This window comes from Bradyrhizobium sp. CSA112 (assembly GCF_029051645.1).
In the GTDB taxonomy this organism is placed as follows: domain Bacteria; phylum Pseudomonadota; class Alphaproteobacteria; order Rhizobiales; family Xanthobacteraceae; genus Bradyrhizobium.
In genome coordinates this window covers 64,708-82,399 of sequence record NZ_JAACFS010000017.1, presented here as the reverse complement: position 1 = coordinate 82,399, position 17,692 = coordinate 64,708, and the positions used below count along the sequence as shown (strand labels likewise).

Genomic DNA, 17,692 nt, shown 5'->3' with positions numbered 1-17,692 from the left:
CATGACTGAACACAGCGATATCGATCGCGTTTCCGGTAGGTCGACCACGGGTCACGAGTGGGATAGCATCAAGGAGCTCAACACGCCGCTGCCGCGCTGGTGGGTGATCACCTTCTACGCGACCATTCTCTGGGCGATCGGCTACTGGATTGTGTATCCGGCGTGGCCATTGCTGTGGAGCCATACGACCGGGATTTGGAATTACTCGACCCGTGCGGAGGTCGCCACCGAACTCGCCAACTTGCAAAAGGTTCGCGGCGACAAGATGGTAGCGCTCGGTGCGGCGCCGCTGGCAGAGATCGCAAAGGATCCAGCCTTGCTCGCGCTGGCCCGCGCCAGCGGCAAGACGGTGTTTGGCGACAACTGCGCACCATGCCACGGCACCGGCGGCGCCGGCGCCAAAGGTTATCCCAATCTCAACGACGACGAATGGCTGTGGGGCGGCAGCCTCGATCAGATCATGCAGACGATCCAGTTTGGCGCCCGCTCGGGTCATCCGAAGGCCCACGAGAGCGCCATGCTGGCCTTCGGCAAGGAAGGAGTCCTCAAGAAAGATCAGATTGTGACCGTCGCCAATTACGTCCGCTCCCTGTCGGGCCTGCCGACGAGCCCCGGGTACGACGCATCTGCCGGCGCGAAGATCTTCGCGGACAACTGCACCTCGTGCCATGGCGACAATGGTAAGGGGAATCAGGAGCTCGGCGCGCCTGATCTCACCGACAAGATCTGGCTCTACGGCTCAGATGAGGTGACGCTGGTCGAGACGATCAGCAACGGCCGCGCTGGCGTCATGCCCGCCTGGGTTGGTCGCCTCGATCCTTCCACGATCAAGGCTCTGACGGTTTACGTTCACTCGCTCGGCGGAGGCAAATAGCTGCCGGGCGGGCAAGTCGCGGTCCTGTTTGAGCTGCATCAAACGCGTTCTCGGAGCGGGGTCTACAGTGAACTCCTGAAGCGAGATCAACCCCAGCGATGAACAAGCCCGTGAATCCGACCGAACTGCAGTTTGACGACGATGGGCCGCTTTATGTGTCCCAGAAGAAGGTCTACCCGCAGAGCGTTTCCGGGACCTTCCGTCGCACCAAATGGGGCCTGATGGCATTCTGCCTCGGCGTCTATTATCTGCTGCCGTTCGTGCGCTGGAACCGCGGATTGGGCGCACCGGACCAAGCGGTGCTGGTCGATCTGCCGAACAGCCGCTTCTATTTCTTCTTCATCGAGCTGTGGCCGCAGGAAGTCTATTACTTCACCGGCCTGCTGATTGTCGCGGCACTCACGCTGTTCCTGATGAATGCGGTCGGTGGCCGCATCTGGTGCGGCTATCTCTGCCCGCAGACGGTCTGGACCGATCTGTTCTATGCCGTCGAGCGGTGGGTCGAGGGTGACCGTCGCGAGCGCATGCGCAAGGATGCCGCCAAGGGCACGATGAAGCTCGAGCGCTTCGCCGAACTCATGCTGAAGCATTCGATCTGGCTGATGATCGCCTGGTGGACGGGCGGCGCCTGGGTGCTCTATTTCAACGACGCGCCGACGCTGGTGTGGCAGCTCATCACCTTCCAGGCGCCGATGATCGCCTATATCTGGATCGGCATCCTGACGGCCACGACCTACGTCTTCGCAGGCTGGATGCGCGAGCAGGTCTGCGTCTACATGTGTCCGTGGCCACGCATTCAGGCCGCACTCACCGACGAATGGGCGCTTAACGTCGCCTACAAGTATGATCGCGGCGAGGCACGTACGTCGCTGAAGAAGGCCAGCGAGCTGCGCGCCCTCGGCGAACCGGTCGGCGATTGCATCGATTGCTATCAATGCGTCGCCGTGTGTCCGACCGGTATCGATATCCGTGATGGATCGCAACTCGACTGCATCCAGTGCGGCCTCTGCATCGATGCTTGCGACAACGTCATGACCAAGATCGGCCGGGAAACCCGCTTGATCGGCTACGACAATGACATCAACATTCACCGGCGCGAGGCCGGCAAGCCGCCGATCTATCGCATCGTGCGGCCGCGCACCATCACCTACGCCGCGATGATCCTGGCCGTCGGTGCGATCATGCTCTATGCCCTGCTGACCCGATCGCTACTCGATATCAACGTGCTGCACGACCGCAATCCGGTCGCGGTGAAGCTCGCCGACGGATCGGTCCGCAACGCCTACACCGTCCGCCTCCTGAACAAGCGCGGCTTCGATCGCGTCATCGCGATCGACATCGATGGCCCGGTTAACGCGACGCTGCATGTCGTCGGCGCCGATTCCGTAACGAAGGACAGGCCGATGATTATCCTGGCGCGAGACACGACCACCGAATTGCGGCTTCTGGTGACGGCGCCAGCGGAAAACAATCCCGCGAAATCCATTCCCGTGCATTTCCGCGTCACCGATATCGGGCTGGGCGAGGTCACCGCGGCCACCGATCATTTCGTGTCGCCATGAAATCTGGAGCATTCACATGAGCAGAGCGCAACCGCCAAAGCCTCTGACCGGACGCAAGGTGTTTCTGATGTTGGTGGCGTTCTTTGGCGTCGTGATTGCGGTCAACATGGTCATGATGCGCATGGCGATCCAGACCTTGCCGGGCACCGAGGTCGACAGTGCCTACAGCGCCAGCCTCGCCTATGAGAAGGAAATCGCGACCGCCCGCGACCAGAGCGCGCGCAACTGGAAGGTCGATGCGCATGTCGAACGCAGCGGGCAGGGTGGCGCGACGCTGCAGGTCGAGGCGCGTGACAAGGATGGCCGGCCGATGTCCGGCCTGAAGTTTCACGGCCGGTTCGAGCGGCCGACCGATCGGCGGGCTGATCTTCCGGTGGCGCTCGCCGAAGTGGGGATAGGAATCTATCGCGGAAGCGCCGCGGCTATCGCTCCCGGTCAATGGGATCTGGTGCTCGAAGGTGCTGCGGCTGGGCAGCGACTGTTCCTGTCCAGGAATCGCGTGCTGTTGAACTAGGAAAACTACGTCATGCAAGCAACGCGAGACTTTTCACACTATGTCCGCCATCTCGGATCGGGCCTGTCGCATATCGACCTGGCGGTGGAGGGCGTTAGTTGCGCCGGCTGCATGTCGAAGATCGAGCGCGGCCTCTCCGCGCTTCCGGACGTGACGCTGGCGCGCGTCAACCTGACCGACCGCCGCGTGGCGTTGGAATGGAAGGAGGGCGCGCTCGACCCCTCCCGTTTCATCGACCGACTGGCCGAGCTTGGGTACAAGGCTTATCCGTTCGAGCCGGTTCGCGCCGAAGCGGTGGAGACCGAGCAGGCGAGTTTCCTACTGCGCTGCCTCGGTGTCGCCGCCTTTGGTGCAATGAACGTGATGATGCTGTCGATCCCCGTTTGGTCCGGCAACGTGAGCGATATGATTCCGGAACAGCGCGATTTCTTCCACTGGCTGTCGGCGCTGATCGCTCTGCCCGCGGTGGCCTATTCAGGGCAGCCGTTCTTCAGGTCCGCCTTGCGCGCGTTGCGGGCACGCAGCACCAATATGGATGTGCCAATCAGCATCGGTATCGTGCTGGCGCTCGCGATGTCGGTAGCGGAAACGATACACCACGCCGAACATGCCTATTTCGACGCGGCGCTGATGCTGCTCGCCTTCCTGTTGGCCGGGCGTTACCTCGATCAGAACATGCGCCGCAAGACGCGCGCGGTCGCTGGAAACCTGGCCGCACTGAAGGCGGAAACCGCGACGAAGTTCGTCGGCGCCGACGAAATCAGCGTCGTTCCGATTGCTGCGGTGCAGGCCGGCGACATCGTCCTGCTGCGCCCGGGCGAGCGATCCGCCGTCGACGGCTCCGTGATCGAGGGACAGTCCAAAATCGACCAGAGCCTGATCACCGGAGAAACCTTGCCGGTGAAGGCGGAGCCGGGCACCGCCGTCTATGCGGGAACGCTCAATCTTTCCGGCGCATTGCGGGTGCGGGTAGCAGCGGCGTCCGAAGGCACACTGCTGGCGGAGATCAGCGGGCTGCTCGACAACGCCGTGCAGGCGCGATCCCGATACGTGCAACTCGCCGACCGGGCGTCGCGGCTCTATGCCCCCGTCGTGCATACGGCGGCGCTCTTGACCATGCTGGGCTGGGCGGCTTACGGCGCGACCTGGCACGACGCCATCGTCACCGCGATATCGGTTCTCATCATCACCTGCCCCTGTGCGCTCGGACTGGCGATCCCGGCGGTGCAGACCGTGGTATCGGGCGCCATGTTCCAGACCGGCGTGCTGCTCAATTCCGGCGACGCTATCGAGCGGCTGGCCGTCGTCGACCGCGTCGTGTTCGACAAGACCGGTACGCTGACTTTGCCGGAGCTCGATGTCTCGAATGCCGCTGATGTTCCGCAAGAGGTGTTTGAACTCGCCGGGCGGCTTGCGCTGGCCAGCCATCATCCCGTCGCTGCCGCGGTGGCGCGGGCGGCCGGGGCAAGGACGCCGTTGTCCGGGATCGAGGAAACCGCAGGCCAGGGCGTGCGTGGCTTCGTCAACGGGCTCGAAGTCCGGCTGGGCAGGCCATCGTTCTGCGGCGCGGACCAGATCGCCAACGAGATCCTTTGGCGGGATCCCGAAGCTTCTGTCGTCGCCTTCCGTCACGGCGAGACGCGGCACGTCTTCGCGGTGCGTCAGCGTCTGCGTCCCGATGCAGCCGGCGCCATTGCTGCTCTCGTCAAGGCCGGCATCGCGGTCGAGATATTGTCAGGCGATCGCGAGCCCGCCGTACGCCACGCAGCGCAATCGCTTGGAATTCATGAATGGCGCGCCGGCGTGACGCCGGCCGGCAAGATTGCCCGCATCGATGAGTTGAAGCAGCAGGGCTTCAAGGTATTGATGGTAGGCGATGGCATGAACGATGCGCCGGCGCTGGCGGCGGCGCACGTCTCGATGTCGCCGGTCAGCGCCACCCACCTGAGTCAGGCTACCGCCGATCTGGTGTTCCTCGGCGACCGTCTCGCGCCCGTCGTCGCTGCGATCGGCTTCTCCCGTAAGGCGTTGCGCCTGATGCGGCAAAATCTGTGGCTGGCCGCAGGCTACAATCTCTTTGCCGTGCCGCTCGCGATTGCAGGTCTGGCAACGCCATTGGTTGCGGCCGCGGCGATGTCGGGTTCGTCGCTGCTGGTGATTTTGAACGCGCTGCGCGCGCATCGCGGCGCGACGGAGTTCGATTGATGGAAGTCCTGGTATTTCTCGTGCCTCTGGCGCTGGCGCTCGGTCTCATCGGCCTGATGGGATTCCTCTGGTCGCTCAAGAACGGCCAATACGAAGACCTCGAAGGGGCAGGCTGGCGGGCGATTGCCGATGACGAGCCTGCTTCAGGGAGCCCGGCCCCTGAGCGTGAGTTGATGGCTTCATTATTAAGCGGAGAACGCGTCGAAACAGCATCTTCGGATGCGTGCCCCGCGTCGGGTCGTCCGCTATAGTCCCGAATCCAGACTGGTTTATCGCAATGCCTGACGGCTCTGCCACCGCCCATCACTATCGCCCGAAGCTGACCGACGCGAGGATTTCGATCATCGGAAATGCCCGAACTGCGTCGGCCGCACCATGCGCCTGACGCGCGTTGCTTTTGAAGGTTCGGATCAGGTCCCGACGCCCAGGTTGACCCAGATCAAATTCGCTATACCGGATACCGATAACCTTCGTGGCGGAGGACGACATGGGAGGGATGAAAGAACATCGCCTCGCTCATCACGCGGACCGCGTTCAGGCCGCGATCGGGGCCGGCCAGGCGGCAAAATCCGCGTTGGTTGCATCTTGGCGACGCTCTTCCCGATTGCATCAGCTCGATCCTTCGGGCACCCGGCCGCCCCTACGGCTAACGGAACCCGAGCTGCAGCAGATGATCGAAAGAGTTGGGCCGTTAATTCGCGCTGCCCAGTCTGCGATGGACCGGCTTTATCAAGCCGTAGGCGCCGTCGGCTGCTGCGTGCTGTTGGCCGGTCGCGACGGCGTACCTGTCGATCGTCGCGGTGCTCCAGCCGACGATGCCACATTTGAGTCATGGGGGCTGTGGACCGGCTCGCGATGGAGCGAGGAGCACGAGGGCACCAACGGCATTGGCACCTGCCTGGTCGAACAGCGCGGGCTGACCATCGCTCGCGATCAGCATTTCTTCACCCGCAACACGCTTTTGAGCTGCACCGCTGTCCCGGTCTACGATCATCATGCTAGGCTCGCCGGCGTGCTCGATGTCTCCTCCTGCCGGTCCGACCTTACCGATACCTTCGCGAGCCTGATCGCGCTTGCCGCAACGGAGGCCGCCCGGCGTATCGAAGCCGATCTGTTCCGCGCTGCATTTGGTAAGGCCCGAATCGTGCTGACGCCCTCGAGCGAAGGCCATGGCGGCGGGTTGCTGGCCGTAGACGCCGACGATCTCGTCATCGGCGCCACGCGGTCTGCGCGGGCGGCTCTGGGCATCGCGGTAGATCGTATGATAGAGCCGACGCCTACCGGCGATCTTCTGGGCGACGCCACTCGCGACAAGTTTGGCGATGTTCAACGCGGCGTTCTGCAGCGCGCCCTGGTGCGCAGCCACGGAAACGTATCGGCCGCCGCTAAGACGCTAGGCGTCAGTCGCGCCACCCTTCATCGCAAGCTGAAGCGTTTCGAAATCAACTCGACTGAAATTGATTGCCACCACCGATGACTGTCGCAGATTTGCGACAGATCGCTGCGGCGAACTCAAGCCCCCCACCTGACATCCGCCGGATTTCCCGACATGGTCGAAGGACGTCGCTCCCCGTAGCAAGCAGGCATCGATCAACTCGGTTGCAGGTTTCCCGAACGGCACAGCGGCGAAATGATGCAACACAAACAGCGGGAGTGAATCATGAACAAGCCTGAATTTCTCACGACGTCGAAAAATCCCTTCGCCGAGCGCTATGACAATTTCATCGGCGGCAAGTGGGTCGCGCCCCGGTCGGGCAAGTATTTCGACAATGCCTCGCCGGTGACCGGTCAAGTGGTTTGCAAGATCGCGCGCTCCGACGCACAGGACATTGAAGCCGCGCTCGACGCGGCACACGCGGCCAAGGACGCCTGGGGTCGCACCAGCGTCGTCGAACGCGCCATTATCCTCAACCGCATCGCGGACCGGATGGAAGCCAATCTCGAAAAGTTGGCGATCGCCGAAACCTGGGACAACGGCAAGCCGATCCGCGAAACCCGAGCCGCCGACCTGCCGCTGGCAATCGACCACTTCCGCTATTTCGCCGGCGTGGTGCGCGGCCAGGAAGGCAGCCTCGCGGAAATCGATCAGGACACCGTAGCTTATCACTTCCACGAGCCGCTCGGCGTGGTCGGCCAGATCATTCCCTGGAACTTCCCGCTGCTGATGGCGTGCTGGAAGATGGCGCCGGCGCTGGCGGCGGGCAATTGCGTCGTGCTGAAGCCGGCCGAACAGACGCCGGCCTCCATTATGGTCTGGATCGAACTGGTCGGCGATCTCTTGCCGCCGGGAGTCCTCAATATCGTCAACGGCTTTGGCCTCGAGGCCGGCAAGCCGCTGGCATCGAGCCCGCGGATCTCCAAGATCGCCTTCACCGGCGAGACCTCGACAGGGCGGCTGATCATGCAATATGCCAGCCAGAACCTTATTCCGGTCACGCTCGAACTGGGCGGCAAATCGCCGAACATCTTCTTCCAGGATGTCACCGCCGAGGATGACGATTTCTTCGACAAAGCGATTGAAGGCTTTGTCATGTTCGCGCTGAACCAGGGTGAGGTCTGCACGTGTCCGAGCCGGGCGCTCGTCCATGAATCGATCTATGAGCGCTTCATGGCACGCGCACTGAACCGCGTCGCCGCGATCAAGCAGGGCGACCCGCGCAATCCCGCCACCATGATCGGTGCCCAAGCTTCGAACGAGCAGATGGAAAAAATTCTTTCCTATATCGACATCGGAAAGCAGGAGGGCGCCCAACTGCTGACAGGCGGAGCTCGCGCCGACCTCGGCGGCGATCTCGCCGGCGGCTTCTACATCCAGCCGACCGTATTCCACGGCAACAATAAGATGCGGATCTTCCAGGAGGAGATCTTCGGTCCCGTGGTGTCGGTGACGACCTTCAAGACCGATGATGAGGCGCTGGCGATTGCCAACGACACGCTGTACGGTCTAGGCGCAGGCGTCTGGAGCCGCGACGCCAATCGCTGCTACCGGTTTGGGCGCGCGATCCAGGCCGGGCGGGTCTGGACCAATTGCTACCATGCCTATCCAGCCCATGCAGCGTTCGGCGGCTACAAACAGTCGGGCATCGGTCGCGAGACTCACAAGATGATGCTCGACCACTATCAGCAGACCAAGAATCTTCTGGTCAGCTATAGTGCGAAGAAGCTCGGCTTCTTCTGAGCCCTATGCAGGTGGCGGCGCGGGATGGAAGCGAAGGCTTCCGCCCGTGTCCTCCTCCACGAAATCGCTTCACTTATCGAATTTGCGATGCGGCACTTGCGGATTTGTGTTAAGATGGCGCCGCCGCTCCCGCGACTGCAAGCCAGTTTGTGAGGCGTGGGAGCAGCTACTTCTTCTTTCCGTCAGTGTCGAACTGTTTGAGGAATGCGATCAGATCGTTGGTCTTCTGCTTGTCCTTCAATCCGACATAGATCGTCTTGGTGCCGCCGGCGGTCGTCGACCTCATGGAGGGCGCTCCGCGAGAGACGGCCGGCGCTCGCACGCCCTCGCTCCAGCACTTGCTTTGGACACCAATGGCGATTCCGACAGCCCTGATTGCCAACTCGAGTGGAAACGAGGCGATCCGAAGGGCTCAAGATCGCGAAGTAGATTCAGAAAGAGCCGTGCATCGCACAGTGTGGATGAAAGCTCGACTAGTGTCGTTCGGCTTCAGCCTCTTGCTCCAACTGCAAGATGCGCGCTCGCAGCGCGTCGAACGTCTCTTCGGCCGCCTCGCTAAACAGTGGATCCTCATGGCTGGTCAGCGCCGAGGCGATCTCCGTCCAATCCTGAGGCTCTAAAGCCTTAAGGGCGGCAGGAAAGAAATCACGATCTTCCATCATGATGTGACGCCGCTCGTACTCTATGAAATCGCGAACGATGTGACCCACATTTTGCCGAAGGATTTCACGATCCGCGAGTACACTGTCGACCGCCTGAACGACGCGGCGCAAACGCTCAGCCCCTTTTTGGTGCTCAAGCGCGAGGTTGCCGACCTTTGCAGCCGCAGCGGGATCACGAATTCTTAGCTTGGCAAAGACCAAGTCTTCCTGGGGATGATGGTACACCTCCGGATAAAGTTCGAAATAGCTGATAATCCCGCGAACAACCTCGTAGTCGGGACGGTCACCGCGATCGAAAATCTCTAGTTCGTGCTCAAGGACAGCGAGCAGCATCTCAATATTGCGATGCTCTCGGGATAAACGCTCAATGATCATCACAGCCTCCGATGAACTATTGAGAAGCCAATAAACTAACCTGAAAACCGATCTCAGCATTTGTGCTAGATCAAACCCGGGCCTCTTTGCGGCGCAGTAGGCTGGTGGCGGGCGACGAGCCACTCCTTGAGATGGTTCGGACGCGCGCGCTGCTCATCGGTTTGGCCGCGCTCGCAGAGCCCGCGCTGACTGCTGACCTGGCTACCATCAATTGGTCCAAAGTTCCTGTGCGGTAGCCGCAGTCAATGACGAGCTCGGCTCGATCGGTGCCCCGGAAGTGTCTTCAGCAGGCGACGAGGTCGGTGTGCCCAAATCCCTTGGAGTAGTCGAGCACAGAGATGACTGTCGGTGTCAGGCGGAAGATGCGGACTTCGGAAGGTTTCGGTATCGGTAGGTCGACCCCCTTTTGGTCCGGGTACCGCGACATCAGGAGCCCTATGGCCTTTTCGGCTTCGGCAGGGTCGGCCACGACGTTTGCCCGCGCCGCCATGGATAGTCCAGTGATGTCCATCACCTGCGTGGGATCGTCATCGATGGCCAGTGACACGCGGTCGTCGCGCGCCAGATTCGACGCTTTCTGGCTATCTGGGCCGCATAGGAAATAGATCGCAAAGCCGTCGTTTGCATATCCCACAGTGGTGACCTGCGGCCACCCGTCCGGCCGGAGCGTCGCAATTCTCATGGTGCGGTGTTGATCCAGGAGCGCAAGAATTTTCCGCCGGAATAACTCATCCATCGATCGCCTCCACGTCAGCAACAATTGCAATCCTAGCACCGATCGAATGGGCGCCTTTGAGGAATCTCAACGTTACTTGAGTGGCACTTGCCATCAGTGCCAGTCTTCGCACTTTGTGGAAGGTTCTTGTCAGAAAGACCTCGACCGAAACGTCATGCGGCGTTCCGCTTCAGCGGCAGAGTTCGGCGGCGTGGAAGGGATCGACCGAGCTTCCTACTGCTGCGGAACCGATCTCCTAGTCCCGTGCATAAACGCTTGCATCTCCTCCTGCGTGAGCCGTCCATCCTTGTTGCTGTCCATCGCCTTGAAAATTCGCTCGTGAGCCACCTGAAACTCCGTCAATGAGATGGTCCCGTCGCCATCGCCGTCCATCAGAGCGAACATCATACGCAACATAATCGGAGGCCCCATAGCGCCCCCACCCATCATGCCGCGGCCCATCATGCCTCCTCCCATCGTACCTCCTTGCCCAATCGTGCCGGCCCCTTCGTGGCCCATGGGATGGGATTGTTCTTTTTGCTGACCTGGCTGAGACGTCATTCGGTCCTGTGCAATCGCACCGACGGCACCATACGCCAGAATGAGAGCAGATGTCGTGAGTCCTAGAACGCGCGTGTACATATCGAACCTCCTCCGAAAACACGTCCCCCATCCGATTAATTCCGCACGACTGATATCGATCCTCTGGTCTCGGTTTCATCCAGGGCAGCCGCCGCTTGGCCTTGCTCAGCATCAGCAAGGTAAGCCTTCCGCAGAGGCCCGCAACCGTTGCCTCCCACAGCCATCCACTCACCATGACAAGACAAAGCAGATTTCCAGAGCCGTAAAATCTATCCCACTCAACACCGAATCTCATTGACTTGGATCAAAAAGGGCGATCGGACTCTTGACACCGACCGATGGGTGTCGGCGGGTCGACCCGCGGCCGGCAGTTTAGGCTAGGGCGAAGTTGTCGGGGCTTGGTCCGGCACCGTTCACGAAAAATGCTTCGAAGTTTGCGCCTCGACAAGGAAGGCGGCGCGTCTTCCTTCTATCGTGACCCTCAACCAAAAAGAAAGCGTCGCGGCGAGGAGACAGGAAGGGAGAGCTTGCTGAGGTCCAGCGACTTCACGCACGAGAACTCGGCAGATATGTTGTGGTTCCCTTATGTCCATCCACGCTTCGATCGGCGGCTATAATCGGCGGGCCTTAACAGTGGTGGCTACGCTCAGCATCGTGACGAATTCGTCAGAGCCCGGCCACAAGTCCACTCGAGGCCAGTTTAGACAGGTGCCCTGCGACGCCTGATGGAGGGAGGAAGCATCGCTATGCCTTCGGATTTTGATCATCGGAAATGCCCGAACTGCGCTGGCCGCACCATGCGCCTAACGCGCATCGAGCCACACAGTCCTGACCGTGAAGACGGATACGAGCGGCATGTTTACCGCTGCGCGGAGTGTGCGAACGTCAGCCGGTTCGTCTTCGAGGTGTCGCCGACGCAACGAACGGCAGCCCTCGGATAATTGTCGCCAGATCTCATCGGTTGGAGCTTTTTGAAGGGGCATTGTACGCAAAAGCTCGAACCTCAAACGGCTCGACTGTGTGCGCCGGGGGTGCGCGCCAGGTGCGCGTCGAAGGTCGACGCCACGCTGCGCACCAGAAACCTTGTCTCCTCGTTTACCTTCAGGACGTCGCTCTCCATGCTGACCACACCGTCATCCAGCAGTCGCCCGAACCGATCTTGGTCAACCACGGCAGCTTCCGGATTTCGGCCGTGGCTGTGCGATACGCGACGAAGATCAACGGCGAAATCGCACATGATCCGCTCGATGATGTCGGCGCGAAATCTGTCGTCCTCGGTAAAAGAATAGCCCTTCACTGTGGCCAAACGACCTTCCGCAATGCGCTGCAGATAGTCGCGTGTCGGGACGGCGTTCTGAACGAAGCCTTGCGGCAGACTTCCTATCGCGCTGGCGCCGAGGCCGATGAGGACGTCGCTGCCATCGTCGGTGTAGCCCTGAAAATTCCTTCTGAGCCGCCCCTCTCGCTGCGCGAGGACCATGCCGTCGGTCGGCAAGGCGAAGTGATCCAATCCGATGCGGACATACCCGGCAGATTCGAGCGCGTCGGCGATTGCCTCGGACTGCAAATGACGCTCCAGGCTGTCGGGAAGGACGGCCTCGTCGATCTTGCGCTGATGCTTCTTGAACGAAGGTACATGAGCATATCCGAAGACGGAGAATCGATCGGGGCGCAATTCAACGCAGCGTGCCACTGTCGACAGGCACGAATCCACCGTCTGATGTGGAAGTCCATAGATTAGATCGAAATTGATTCCGCGTACTCCGACCTGCCGGAGCCGGCGTACAGCGGTCGCCGTCTGTTCGAAGCTCTGAACACGGTTGATGGCGCGCTGCACCTTCGGATCGAAGCTCTGAACGCCGAGGCTGGCGCGAGTGACGCCGCAGTAGCCCAAAGCCTGCGTCATCGGCTCGCTCAGGGTCCGGGGATCGATCTCGACGGCGATTTCGGCCTCCGGGACGACGAAGTAGGAATGCCGCAGCGCGCCGATCAGATCCACGAAGAGTTCGGGCGACATGATTGTAGGAGTTCCGCCGCCGAAGTGAATGTGCGTGACCCGCGCGCGATGCCGAAGGCCATCTGCTACCAACTGAGCTTCGCTGCGAAGGGCCGCAGCGTACACCGCAATCGGCTCGTTCCGTCGGGTGACGGATGTGTGGCAACCGCAGTACCAGCACATGGAGCGACAGAATGGGACGTGCAGATACAGCGACATCGACCGGCGGGGGCCGAGGGCTTCAAGCCAATTGCGATAAGCATTCTCGTTGACAGCCGACGAAAAATGCGGGGCGGTGGGATAGCTGGTGTAACGCGGCAGGCGCTCCTGACCGTAGCATGTCGCAAGTTCCGCTCGCATATTCTCGCCCTTTGCGTCGGTGGGCGGTAGAATAGCCGCATGTAGCCGGACAGAACTTTGCGCTATCTCAACCTCAAGAACGAAAGCGGATGGCGGACCTCGCGGGATCGTCTACCCGCCCATCGGATTGAAGATGGCGCCCCTGGTGCGGGGGCGCGCGATGCGCACGCCTCGGTCTTTCATGTCACGCAATTCAACATACATCATTGCCGACATCAGTGCGTCGTTGAAGGCGTCGTGTTGGGCGAGAGCCGGGATGCCGAGATCTTTGAGGATCGCGGCAAACGACAGATCGATGGTCGTGTTTGGTGGCGCATCGCCATACTTGCGTTCGTAGTAAAGTTTGGAGATCTCGATGCGTGGGTTGGGTAACTCGATTCCAATGAGGGTAAGGATGTACTTGTCTAGCATGGCGATATCGAAATCGACATAATACCCGACCAACGGACGTCCACCGATGAAATGCAGAAACGCCGGGAGCGTCGTCCAGATCAGCGAACCCTGCGCGACGTCGATCTGGCGCTGGCGATGCACCTTGATCGCTTCGGCCTGCATGAGGGCGTCGGGGCGCAGGACCGCCTGGAAACGCTCGCTGGTCAGTATCCGGTTGCCCCGAATTTTGATCGCTGCAATTGTGATGACGTCGTCGGTGCGTACATTCAGCCCTGTCGTCTCGCAATCGATCGCGACAGCCTCATCAGCCGGTCCCGGCTTAAACATGAACCGGTACGACTGATCGCTGATCGAGGCTTGATGGAAAAGGCGTTTGAGCGCGCGGGGGATCACGTCAGAACATGCCGAGGTTGAAGTGGTGTCGAACGAGCTCACGAAACTGTTTCACTACCTGAAAGGCGTCGCGCAGCAGGTCGCGTTCCATACTGGAAAGCGATGATGGCCGCACGAGCGTTCCGGAGGTGCCGGCCGATGCCGCCAGCTGCCCGTCCAGTCTGAGCATCAACAGGAACTGGAATGTCTGGCTCAGTTCGCGGGCGAAGCTGGCTTGCAGCACACCGATGTCGCGTAGTCGCGCGATGCGCTTGTCGGTGGCAGTCTCCAGCAAGCCATGCTCGATCGCGAGACTGCGGATGCCATGAACGATCGGAAAAATACCACCCTTCTTGAGGTCCAGCGCGTCGCCCTTACCCTCGGACGTAATTAGCTTGTTAAACAGACCGATCGGTGTAGGAAAAGCGTCCACAGCGCGCGCGAAATGAGCAAGATAAGCCTGCTCGCCATGTATCAGGTCGATCAACGTTGTCTTGGCCTTGGTCAGCAGCCGTTCGTCACCAGCGACGGCGCACGCGTCGTAGAAGATGGCCACATTCATGTGGGCGCTTTCGTCGGGCAGGGCCACCCAGCGACGGAAATCCGCGAGATAATCGGAGAACGGCTTTGACCAGGCTGAGTTGCGCACCATCACGTTGCCAGGGCAGGGCGGGAAACCGAAGTCGGCCAACGCGGTTGAAAAATCGGTCCGGAAGGTGTCCAACGTCGCCTTGTCGACCGGGCCAGCCAGGATCAGGCCGTTGTCCTGATCGGTGCGCACCGTCTGCTCGCCGCGGCCTTCGCTCCCCATGACGACGAGACAGCCGCTTGTGCGGATCTCGCTGGGCGCGACCATTTCGAATAGCCTGGACAGCAGGCGCCGATTGAGATCGGAGACGACCTCACCAATTACCTCAACCCGGACCCCTTGGCGGCGCAGCGTGCGCACCTGCGCGGAGATCTCGCGAGCGGCAACTGCCAACTCATCTTCGCTTGAGGCGCGATCAATGCGGCCGGCGACGATCTGCGCACTGCCGGCGAGAAACCCCAGCAGGTCGATATCTTCCAGAATGCCGACATAGCGCTCGCCGTCGTGTACCGCGAGGCGGCGTTTATTGTGTTTGGTCATCAGCACGAGGGCCGAGGACACGAAATCATCCGGCCTTAGCGTAACGACCTCAAAATGTGCAAACTCACGCACGGGCGTTTCGATCCGCTGGCGTCGCAGCACCACCGCCTTGGACAGGTTCATGCCGGTGATTATGCCGATCCGTTCGCCGTCACGAACGAACAGGGCATTGCTGCCGATCTCGCGCATCAGGTGGCCGGCGGCTTCGATGGTATCGCTGGCGTTGATGAATACGGGAGGATGCAGAAACAGCTCGGAGACCCGCGCGCGCATCAGCGAGCCGTAGCGCCGCTCCTCTTCGTCGCGGGCGAGCTCATCCAGCTTGTGCGAAATCTCGCGGTAGAAGAACGAGGCAAACCGCGGATTGCTCTGGATCAACCCGAGGGTCACGTGTTTGGGACAGGTGTAGCAGAGCGTCTCCTCACGCGCCACGAATGCGTGGCCGCTTTTGCCGTGAACGAGGGCGCGGCTGTCGAAACTGTCCTTGGGGCCGAGCAGCGCCTGCAGATCGGCGCCGTCGCGCTCTTCGACGGTGCCCTTGATGACCACGAACAGTTCGCTGGCGGGCGCATTCTGCGCGATGATGGTTTCGCCCGGGCGAAAGTAAGCGATGTCCAGTGCCGCACGCAGGGTCTCGACCTCCTGCGATGTCAAGCGGTCGAAAGGCGGGTTGGTGGCATCGAAGACGTTGGGCATTGACATTCCCCGACCAGATCCCGGCGAGCCGGGAATTGGGTGCGGTATCGCCGCCGCTAACGCGGCGCTCGCCAACCGTGGCGTGCCCACGCAGCCGCTGCCCGCCTACGGGTTGGCCTTGCGGCTCTCAATCAGATCGTGGACCACGCTGGGATCCGCAAGGGTGGAAGTGTCACCGAGGCTGCCGAACTCGCTTTCGGCGACCTTGCGCAGGATGCGTCGCATGATCTTGCCCGATCGCGTCTTCGGCAGGCCGGGCGCGAACTGAATGACGTCCGGCGACGCGATCGGGCCGATCTCCTTGCGGACGTGGGCCACCAACTCCTTGCGCAGCGCATCGGACGGTGTTTTCCCCGCCATCAGGGTCACGTAGGCATAGATACCCTGGCCCTTAAGGTCGTGCGCGTAGCCAACGACGGCCGCCTCCGAGACGCTCTCGTGTGCAACGAGTGCGCTCTCGACCTCCGCCGTGCCCATACGATGGCCCGACACGTTGATGACGTCGTCGACCCGACCAGTAATCCAGTAATAGCCGTCGCCGTCGCGCCTGCAGCCGTCGCCGGTGAAGTACTTGTTGGGATAAGTCGAAAAGTAGGTTTCCTCAAAACGTTTGTGGTCGCCATAGACCGTACGCATCTGGCCGGGCCAGGAATCGGCAATCACCAGATTGCCTTCGCAGGCGCCTTCGAGCACATGACCGGCGGAATCGACGATCTCGGGCCGCAAGCCGAAGAAGGGGCGTCCAGCCGAGCCGGGCTTCAAGTCCGTTGCGCCAGGCAGCGGCGTAATCAGAATACCGCCGGTCTCGGTCTGCCACCAGGTGTCAACAATCGGGCAGCGTCCCTCGCCGACGACGCGGTGATACCATTCCCAGGCCTCGGGATTGATCGGCTCGCCGACCGAACCGAGCAGTTTCAGCGTCTTGCGGCTGGTTCCCTTCACCGGCTCCTCGCCCGCTGCCATGAGCGAGCGGATGGCAGTCGGCGCGGTATAGAAAATATTGACCTTGTGCTTATCGACGACATCCCAGAAGCGCGAGATCGAGGGATAGGTCGGAACACCTTCGAACATCAGGGTCGTCGCGCCGTTGGCGAGCGGCCCATAGACGATGTAGCTGTGCCCCGTCACCCAGCCGACATCGGCCGTGCACCAGTAGATATCGCCATCGTGATAGTCGAAGACGTATTGATGCGTCATCGAGGCAAAGACCAGATAGCCGCCCGTGGAATGCAACACGCCCTTGGGCTTGCCGGTTGAGCCCGATGTGTAGAGGATGAACAATGGGTCTTCGGCCTTCATCTCCTGAGCCTTGCATTCGGCGGTGACCTTGGCCGCTTCCTCATGATACCAGAAATCGCGCCCGGAAATCATCTGCACTTGCCCGCCGGTGCGCTTGACCACGATGATCGCCGCGACGGCGCCTGGAATTTTGTTGGCGGCCTCGTCGGCATTGACCTTAAGCGGCACCTTCTTGCCGGCGCGCAGGCCCTCGTCCGCCGTGATCAGTATCTTGGAGTTGCCGCCCTCGATGCGGCCGGCTAGCGCTTCCGGTGAGAAGCCGCCAAAGACAATTGAGTGCACCGCGCCGATCCGGGCGCAGGCGAGCATCGCGTAGGCGGCCTCGGGAATCATGGGCAGATAGATCGTGACCGTGTCGCCTTTCTTGACGCCGTGTGCTTTCAGCACATTGGCAAAGCGACATACGTCATCGTGCAGCTGCCGATAGGTGATGCTTCTGGACTCCTTGGGATCGTCACCTTCCCAAATGATGGCGACCTGGTCGGCGCGCTTGGCCAGATGGCGGTCGATGCAGTTGAGTGAGGCATTGGTGGTGCCGTCGGCGAACCATTCGATCGAGACATTGCCAGGCGCAAATGACGTGCGCTTCACCCGCGTATAGGGCTTGATCCAATCGATGCGCTTGCCGTGGTCGCCCCAGAAGCCTTCCGGCTCGCGCACTGACTGGGCGTACATGTCACGATACTTGGCATCATCGACATGGGCCCGCGCCGGCCAGTCTTCAGGAACCTTGTAGAGCATTTCCGACATCTTCCGCTCCCTGCGTTGTCGGGACAAGCC

The 17,692-nt window shown here is 61.2% G+C and carries 13 protein-coding genes and 2 pseudogenes; 7 read left to right on the top strand and 8 right to left on the bottom strand.

Going from position 1 to position 17,692, the window contains the following annotated elements; translation table 11 throughout:
- Position 1: 1 nt before the first annotated feature.
- The 7 genes and pseudogenes from ccoP to adh all read left to right on the top strand — a co-directional run bounded on the left by ccoP (position 2) and on the right by adh (position 8,333).
- Complete coding sequence (gene ccoP / locus GWE18_RS25025) at positions 2-874, top strand: cytochrome-c oxidase, cbb3-type subunit III (protein WP_275188357.1); 873 nt, start codon at positions 2-4, stop codon at positions 872-874.
- A 98-nt stretch (positions 875-972) separates the two neighbouring features.
- Positions 973-2,436 (top strand): cytochrome c oxidase accessory protein CcoG, encoded by a 1,464-nt coding sequence (gene ccoG, locus GWE18_RS25020; protein ID WP_275188356.1) that lies wholly within the window; start codon positions 973-975, stop codon positions 2,434-2,436.
- A gap of 16 nt (positions 2,437-2,452) precedes the next feature.
- Entirely contained in the window at positions 2,453-2,950 is a 498-nt protein-coding gene (locus GWE18_RS25015) for a FixH family protein (RefSeq protein ID WP_275188355.1), read from the top strand.
- A gap of 12 nt (positions 2,951-2,962) precedes the next feature.
- Entirely contained in the window at positions 2,963-5,155 is a 2,193-nt protein-coding gene (locus GWE18_RS25010) for a heavy metal translocating P-type ATPase (RefSeq protein ID WP_275188354.1), read from the top strand.
- Positions 5,155-5,298: pseudogene (gene ccoS / locus GWE18_RS25005) on the top strand (cbb3-type cytochrome oxidase assembly protein CcoS); the annotation flags it as partial. The gene GWE18_RS25010 and the pseudogene ccoS, both read left to right, overlap by 1 nt.
- A 353-nt stretch (positions 5,299-5,651) precedes the next feature.
- A complete protein-coding gene (locus GWE18_RS25000) occupies positions 5,652-6,632 on the top strand; it encodes a GAF domain-containing protein (RefSeq protein WP_275188429.1) in 981 nt (326 codons plus the stop codon).
- 183 nt (positions 6,633-6,815) lie between these two features.
- Complete coding sequence (gene adh, locus GWE18_RS24995; protein WP_275188353.1) at positions 6,816-8,333, top strand: aldehyde dehydrogenase; 1,518 nt, start codon at positions 6,816-6,818, stop codon at positions 8,331-8,333.
- A gap of 166 nt (positions 8,334-8,499) precedes the next feature.
- On the opposite strand, the pseudogene GWE18_RS24990 reads toward adh, so the two are convergent.
- From GWE18_RS24990 to acs, 8 genes and pseudogenes are all read right to left on the bottom strand, one after another.
- Positions 8,500-8,595 (bottom strand): annotated as a pseudogene (locus tag GWE18_RS24990) (cytochrome c family protein); the annotation flags it as partial.
- Between the two features lie 211 nt (positions 8,596-8,806).
- Positions 8,807-9,370, bottom strand: coding sequence for a hemerythrin domain-containing protein (locus GWE18_RS24985; RefSeq protein WP_275188352.1), 564 nt, complete (start codon positions 9,368-9,370; stop codon positions 8,807-8,809).
- A gap of 283 nt (positions 9,371-9,653) precedes the next feature.
- Positions 9,654-10,106, bottom strand: a complete 453-nt coding sequence (locus GWE18_RS24980; protein ID WP_275188351.1) for a pyridoxamine 5'-phosphate oxidase family protein — start codon at positions 10,104-10,106, stop codon at positions 9,654-9,656.
- Positions 10,107-10,319: 213 nt separating this feature from the next.
- Entirely contained in the window at positions 10,320-10,727 is a 408-nt protein-coding gene (locus GWE18_RS24975) for an EF-hand domain-containing protein (RefSeq protein WP_275188350.1), read from the bottom strand.
- Positions 10,728-11,670: 943 nt separating this feature from the next.
- Entirely contained in the window at positions 11,671-13,023 is a 1,353-nt protein-coding gene (gene hemN / locus GWE18_RS24970; RefSeq protein ID WP_275188349.1) for an oxygen-independent coproporphyrinogen III oxidase, read from the bottom strand.
- A 111-nt stretch (positions 13,024-13,134) separates the two neighbouring features.
- Positions 13,135-13,851, bottom strand: a complete 717-nt coding sequence (locus GWE18_RS24965; RefSeq protein ID WP_275188348.1) for a 3'-5' exonuclease — start codon at positions 13,849-13,851, stop codon at positions 13,135-13,137.
- Positions 13,811-15,613, bottom strand: a complete 1,803-nt coding sequence (locus tag GWE18_RS24960; protein ID WP_275188347.1) for a putative nucleotidyltransferase substrate binding domain-containing protein — start codon at positions 15,611-15,613, stop codon at positions 13,811-13,813. The genes GWE18_RS24965 and GWE18_RS24960 overlap by 41 nt, the downstream gene beginning before the upstream one ends.
- 105 nt (positions 15,614-15,718) lie before the next feature.
- Positions 15,719-17,662 carry an acetate--CoA ligase gene (gene acs / locus GWE18_RS24955; protein ID WP_275188346.1) on the bottom strand — a complete coding sequence of 648 codons (1,944 nt, stop codon included), beginning with the start codon at positions 17,660-17,662 and terminating at the stop codon, positions 15,719-15,721.
- Between the last annotated feature and the right edge of the window lie 30 nt (positions 17,663-17,692).